This is a genomic window from Turicimonas sp. TL08 (genome assembly GCF_054660695.1).
Genome location: NZ_BAAGDP010000047.1, coordinates 1 through 5,897 on the forward strand (window position 1 = coordinate 1; position 5,897 = coordinate 5,897).

At 41.8% G+C, this 5,897-nt stretch carries 3 protein-coding genes; 2 read left to right on the top strand and 1 reads right to left on the bottom strand.

All coding sequences use genetic code 11. The annotated features are described in order from the left end of the window. Positions 1-122 precede the first annotated feature (122 nt). Complete coding sequence (recD2, locus tag ACYQ4O_RS12810) at positions 123-2,324, bottom strand: SF1B family DNA helicase RecD2 (RefSeq protein ID WP_460175853.1); 2,202 nt, start codon at positions 2,322-2,324, stop codon at positions 123-125. Between the two features lie 369 nt (positions 2,325-2,693). Here recD2 and ACYQ4O_RS12815 point away from each other — a divergent pair, with 369 nt between their 5' ends. Together ACYQ4O_RS12815 and ACYQ4O_RS12820 are read left to right on the top strand one after the other, a co-directional pair. After that, on the top strand, positions 2,694-4,469 hold the full coding sequence (locus ACYQ4O_RS12815; RefSeq protein ID WP_308515161.1) for a ribonucleoside-diphosphate reductase subunit alpha: 1,776 nt from the start codon (positions 2,694-2,696) through the stop codon (positions 4,467-4,469). Between the two features lie 10 nt (positions 4,470-4,479). Next, positions 4,480-5,469, top strand: a complete 990-nt coding sequence (locus ACYQ4O_RS12820; RefSeq protein WP_308515159.1) for a ribonucleotide-diphosphate reductase subunit beta — start codon at positions 4,480-4,482, stop codon at positions 5,467-5,469. Positions 5,470-5,897: the final 428 nt, after the last annotated feature.

Sequence of the window (5,897 nt, forward strand, 5' to 3'; positions counted from 1 at the left end):
TGTGAAATGAACGGTGCAGTAAGGCCGTTGTCAGCAGGAACCCAACGAGACCTTCTACAACAATAGGCTACGGCTGTTGTAGTGGTGGTAGGGAATCCTCTTCGTTCACGAAGAGGAGGATGTCAATTTTCTAGACGCATCTTTAGCCCGCTCCATCGTTTAAGTGAACGGTTGTCTTTGATTGCCATAAATAAAGCTTTTTTCTGACCTACCACAACAACAAGTTTTTTTCCTCGCGTTACTCCTGTATAGACAAGGTTGCGTTTAAGCATCATAAATTGCTGAGTAGAGATCGGAATAATCACTACCGGGTATTCACTTCCCTGGGATTTATGGATGGTCGTGGCATAACACAATACGAGTTCATCAAGTTCATCGAAGGAATAAATAACATCTCGACCGTCAAAAGTCACCAGCACAGTCTCTTCCTCTTTATCGATTCCATTGATAAAGCCGATATCGCCGTTGAAGACATCCTTGTCGTAATTGTTTTCAATCTGCATGACTTTGTCATTCAGATCGAAAGTGATCCCGAACTTTGTGATGGCATTATCCGAAGGAGGATTGAGCGCAGATTGAAGAAGTTCATTCATACTTCTTGCGCCGGTGAGACTTCGATTCATTGGGCACAAAACTTGAATATCCTTTATCGGTTCGAAACCGAAGGTTCTCGGCAGCCGCTGCTGAACCAAAGAAACTATAGTGGAGACGATTTCTTCGGGCGTTTCTTTGGCAATGAAATAGAAATCTCCCTTTTGACCTTTTTGAGGAAGAGGCGGGAAGTACCCTTTATTAATTTGATGTGCCGCTCTAATAATCCATGAATCTGCTGCTTGCCGAAACACTTCAGTTAATTTGATTACCGTTATTTGTCCGCATTCAATTAAATCTGAAAGAAAGGTTCCGGGTCCAACTGAAGGAAGTTGGTTGACATCTCCTACAAAAATTACAGATGCGTGATCTGGCACGGCTTGGAGCAAACTGTTAGCCAAAGATAAATCAACCATTGAACATTCATCGATGACTAAAAGATCACAGTCGAGCGGCTTTTCCCGATTTCTTTGGAATTTTCCCGTCTCAGGAGAGATTTCCAACAGCCGATGAATAGTCTTTGCCTCGGAGCCGGTAGTTTCGGACATCCTCTTGGCAGCTCGCCCGGTCGGTGCGCAGAGAATGATTTTTACCTTTTTGGCAGACAAAATTCGAAGAATAGAGTTAACTAAAGTTGTTTTACCGACGCCGGGCCCTCCCGTGATGACCATTAGTTTAGAGTTAAGAGCTTTACCGGCAGCTTCTTTCTGACTCTCTGCAAGATTTATATTCAGTTTTTTTTCTACCCAAGCAATGGCTTTATCCGGATCAATATTCGGCCAATTAACGCAACTTTGATTAAGCCTGCTTATACTGGAAGCGATTCCAACTTCTGAATAAAAAAGGGAAGGAAGATAAAGACATTCGGACTGAGGATAATCGTCAGATACCAAAGAATTCTCTTCTACTTCTTTTTCAATTGCATCACAGATTGTTTGCTCAGGCATCTCCAGAAGTTCATTTGCCATCTTAATTAGCTCGTCTTTGGGAAGGCAAGCATGACCGAGATTAGACGAAGCTTCTGAAAGAACGTAAGAAATGCCGGCCCGCGCTCTCAAAATCGAATCTTTTGGAATCCCCATATTCAAAGCGATCGTATCGGCAGAGCGAAAACCTATTCCTTTGATATCTTTTGCCAATATATAAGGGTTTTGAGTAATGATGGATACGGCATTTTCACCGTATTTTTTAAAAATTCTGACGGATTTTGCTGTAGAAACTTTGTGACTTTGTAGAAAAATCATAATGTTGCGTATGATTTTCTGATCAGCCCAGCCAGACACTATTGCTTTGAATCTCTTAGGCCCGATTCCTTCAACTTCTTTTAAGCGCTCTGGAGTCTGTTCGATGATGTCAAAAACTTTTTCTCCGAACTGCTTTACTAACCTAGAGGCATAGGTTGGTCCGATTCCTTTCACCATTCCTGAACCGAGATATTTTTCAATGCCTTGTTTGGTAGCAGGAGGATAAACATTAAGGAACACAGATTGGAACTGTCTGCCATATTCTCGGTTATAAATCCAGTCTCCGGAGCATGAAACGAATTCACCGGGTGAGACTGCCGGAGTATGACCAACAACGGTCGCTAGTTCTCTTTCGCCTTTAACTTTGATTTTGATTACGCAGTAGCCAGATTCTTCGCTATGGAAAGTAACTCTTTCTACTAAGCCTGTTAGTTTTTGCAAGCCAGCCTCTGAGTTGTTGATTGGTTTAGAGGAGGAAGAAAAAGTCATAAGTTTTGTAGAAGGCTGAGTTAGGTGATGGAAGAGGTATTTTACGCAAAAAAGGATTTCTACTTGTGGCTCAAAAAGTTGCTTTAGAGGAATGAATGTTTCTAAAGAAACTTATCGACCCAAAACAGTATTCATCCTTTTGTAGGAGAAGTCACAAATTCAAAAATATTTACACCTTTAGGCAAAGACGTTGTGCTCTCGATTCACTTGTTTTTCCTCAATTGAAAACAAAGAAAAATGCAGGCACGAGCGAAACGAAGTCCTAGCAATTCGTTTAAACTCGCCTCCTTTTTTTGTTCCGCCTAACTTAACTTAGGTAGAATCCCGAAATTCAAGAATTAATTTATAAGCTAAAAGGAACTGACATAAATGCCGCTGAATCTGGATCTCTCAAGAGATGAGCTGATAAAGGGAATATCCTATAAGAGACTTAAGGAAAGCTATATGCGTGACGAAGAGGTCAGCCCTCAGGAAAGATTCGCTTATGTTTCCGAGGCTTTCGCATCTAATCCTGCTCATGCCCAGAGAATCTACGATTACGCTTCTAAACATTGGCTTTCTTTTTCCACACCAATCCTGTCATTCGGCAGAAGCAAAAAGGGGCTCCCAATCAGCTGTTTTGAGGTTTACATGCCGGATACTGCAGAGGGTCTTGTAAACACGCTTTCCGAAGTCAATTGGCTTTCGATGCTAGGGGGAGGTGTAGGTATTCATATTGATATTAGAAGCGCTGACGATAAATCTGTCGGTGTGATGCCTCATTTGAAAATTTATGACGCAGCATGTTTGGCTTACCGTCAAGGCAGAACACGCAGAGGTTCTTATGCGGCCTTCCTTTCTATGGATCATCCCGACATCGTTCAATTCTTAGAAATGAGAAAGCCGACGGGCGACCAAAATATCAGAACATTAAATCTGCACCATGGAGTCTGTATTTCCGACAAATTCATGCGCTTGATTGAAAAGAGTATGGAGGATCCGGATGCCGATGATTCTTGGGAATTAAAAGATCCTAACAGCCAAAGAGTAGTTGAAGTCGTGTCCGCAAGAGATTTATGGCAGCGACTTCTTGAATTGAGAATGCAAACCGGGGAACCGTACATCGTGTTTATCGATGCCGCAAACCGTGCGCTTCCGTCTTGGCTTGCAGATAAAAACTTGAAGATTCATGGCTCTAATCTCTGTACCGAAATCTTTTTGCCGACTAATGAGAAGAGAACGGCTGTTTGCTGTTTGAGCTCTTTAAACATAGAGTATTACGACGAGTGGGCAAAAAATGAACAATTTATCCCTGATGTAATGGAATTTTTGGATAATGTTCTTCAATATTTCATTGATCATGCTCCCGATCACATTGAACGAGCCAGATATTCGGCTCTTAGAGAAAGATCAATTGGCATCGGAGCTCTAGGTTTTCATGCTTACCTTCAGTCCAAAAAGATTCCTCTTGAATCTGTCTTGGCTAAAGTTATCAATAACAAAGTATTCAGCCATATTCATAATGAATGCGAAAAGGGAGACAAGATTCTCTGCGAACTCAGAGGGGCTTGTCCGGATGCAAAAGATGCAGGAATTGAAAGAAGATTTTCTCACTGGATGGCTGTCGCCCCGAATGCTAGCTCAAGTTTGATTATGCAGGCTACATCTCCTTCTATTGAACCGATGAGAGCCAACATTTATCGTCAGGACACTCTTTCAGGCGCTCACATTATTAAGAATAGAATGCTGGAAAGAGTCCTGGATGAGTACGGCTTGAATACTGAAGAAGTATGGAGCAACATCATCAACCATGACGGTTCGGTTCAGCATCTTGAAGCACTTCCTCAGGAGATCCGGGACGTATTTAAGACAGCTCAAGAGATCGACCAAAGATGGTTGATTGACCTTGCGGCTGACCGTCAGAATTATATCGATCAAGGACAATCTTTAAATTTATTCTTTCCTGCTGACGTTTCCATTGCATATTTGCATGCCTGCCATTATTTGGCTTGGAAAAACGGCTTGAAGAGTTTGTACTACTGCAGAAGCGACAAACTCCGTAAAGCAGATAAAGTCGGAGAGAAGATCGAACGCCGTCGTTTAGAAGAAGAAATTGACATGAAGACTCTTATGAATGATTCTTTCTGTTTAGCTTGTGAAGGATAAGAGATAAGAAATGACAACAAAAACAAGTACTCTCACAAATTCAAGAAATTTTTATAAGCCGTTTTCTTATCCTTGGGCTTATGACGCTTTCGTTGCCAGTGAACAAATGCACTGGCTCTGGACAGAAGTGCCAATGATTGAAGATGTAAAAGATTGGAAAAACGTTTTGACAGAGGATGAAAGGGACTTTCTGACAAAAGTTTTTCGTTTCTTTACCCAAGGCGATATCGACGTTAGCTCCGCATACGTAAAGACGTATCTTCCGTTCTTCCCGTGTCCGGAAATCCGTATGATGCTCTCAAGCTTCGCTGCTAGAGAGGCTGTGCATATTGCCGCATATTCTCATTTGATTGAAACCATCGGAATGCCGGAAACTGTCTACAACGAATTCTTGGAATACGAAGCCATGGCAGACAAACATGACTTTTTCCACGGGCTCGCAGACAACGAAGAGGAGAATATTGCGGTAAAAATGGCGGCTTTTTCGGCTTTTACTGAAGGTATGCAGCTCTTTTCCAGCTTTGTGATGCTGTTGAATTTCACACGAAACGGAACCATGAGAGGAATGGGGCAGATTATCGCTTGGTCAATTAATGACGAAACCCTTCATACTGAAAGCATGATCCGTCTCTTTAGAGAATATCTTATTGAGGAACCGCATCTCTGGAATGATCGTTTGAAGCGCAGAATTTATGAAATAGCTGAAAAAATGGTCGAACTTGAAGACAGATTTATTGACTTGGCTTTTGACGTCAATGATATGTCTAAGCAGAACTTAACTCCTCAAGAAGTTAAGGGATACATCCGTTATATTGCTGATAGAAGGCTAACAGCCATGGGAATGAAAGCGATTTTTGCTCACCCGCATAATCCGCTTCCATGGGTAGACGCCATGTTAGGCGTGACTCACACCAATTTCTTTGAAAACAGAGTTGTCGACTATGCCAAGGGTGCTTTGACGGGTTCGTGGGGAGATGTTTGGGGAGCTTCCCGAAAATAACTGGAAAGTACAGATAAGAGAAAGGACTGCTGAAACGGCAGTCTTTTTTTTTCACTTTTTTACATTCGTCGTAACAGCTTGAAAAAATGCATAATTTATCTATTTTAGTTCTTTTAACATAAAAAATTTTCATCAAGAGGTTTGACAAGCTCAAAAAAGGTATTTATAGTTCGCACCTCGTTGTTGATGACAAACACGAAATCAGCGACGCAAGTTCTTTAAAAATTTATCGACGAACCGATAAGAGCGGGCACTTAAGTTTAAGAGCGAAAGCGAAAGATTTTAAATTTAAGAAGCTCGCTTCTAGTGAGGCAAACGGAGTAGGAAATACTCCGTCAAAACCGAAACGAAGAGTAAGAGCGACAACAGAGATTAAACAAAAGAGTTTGATCCTGGCTCAGATTGAACGCTGGCGGAACGCTTTGAAC